The organism is Acidovorax sp. CF316 (assembly GCF_000276605.1).
Taxonomy (GTDB): domain Bacteria; phylum Pseudomonadota; class Gammaproteobacteria; order Burkholderiales; family Burkholderiaceae_C; genus Acidovorax.
Window position 1 is genome coordinate 1 of record NZ_AKJX01000256.1, and the last position, 1,174, is coordinate 1,174.

Annotated in this window: 1 protein-coding gene; it reads left to right on the forward strand. The window is 62.7% G+C overall.

Going from position 1 to position 1,174, the window contains the following annotated elements:
* A partial coding sequence (tuf, locus tag PMI14_RS28805; protein WP_007860289.1) for an elongation factor Tu occupies window positions 1-1,174 on the forward strand: 1,174 nt, incomplete at both ends.

The following is a 1,174-nucleotide window of genomic DNA, read 5'->3' on the forward strand; positions in this document are numbered from 1 at the left end:
TTCGAACGGACCAAGCCCCACGTCAACGTGGGTACGATTGGCCACGTGGACCACGGCAAGACGACCCTGACGGCGGCCATCGCCACGGTGCTGTCTGCCAAGTTCGGCGGCGAAGCCAAGGCATACGACCAGATCGACGCAGCACCTGAAGAAAAGGCCCGCGGCATCACGATCAACACCGCACACGTGGAATACGAAACGGCCAACCGCCACTACGCCCACGTGGACTGCCCCGGCCACGCCGACTATGTGAAGAACATGATCACCGGCGCTGCCCAGATGGACGGCGCCATTCTGGTGTGCTCGGCCGCTGACGGCCCCATGCCCCAGACGCGTGAGCACATCCTGCTGGCCCGCCAGGTGGGCGTGCCTTACATCATCGTGTTCCTGAACAAGTGCGACATGGTGGACGACGAAGAGCTGCTGGAACTCGTCGAGATGGAAGTGCGCGAACTCCTGGACAAGTACAACTTCCCAGGCGACGACACCCCCATCGTGCGCGGTTCCGCCAAGCTGGCCCTGGAAGGCGACAAGGGTCCCCTGGGCGAAGAAGCCATCATGAAGCTGGCTGAAGCCCTGGACACCTACATCCCCACGCCAGAGCGCGCTGTGGACGGTGCCTTCCTGATGCCCGTGGAAGACGTGTTCTCGATCTCCGGTCGCGGCACCGTGGTGACCGGCCGTATCGAACGCGGCGTGGTCAAGGTCGGCGAAGAAATCGAAATCGTCGGTATCAAGGACACCGTCAAGACCACCTGCACCGGCGTGGAAATGTTCCGCAAGCTGCTGGACCAGGGCCAGGCTGGCGACAACGTTGGTCTGCTGCTGCGCGGCACCAAGCGTGAAGACGTGGAACGCGGCCAAGTGCTGTGCAAGCCCGGCTCGATCAAGCCACACACCCACTTCACGGCTGAAGTGTATGTGCTGAGCAAGGACGAAGGCGGCCGCCACACCCCGTTCTTCAACAACTACCGTCCTCAGTTCTACTTCCGCACGACCGACGTCACCGGCGCGATCGAGCTGCCAGCGGACAAGGAAATGGTCATGCCAGGCGACAACGTGTCGATCACCGTCAAGCTGATCAACCCCATCGCCATGGAAGAAGGCCTGCGCTTCGCCATCCGTGAAGGCGGTCGTACCGTCGGCGCCGGCGTCGTGGCCAAGATCATCGCCT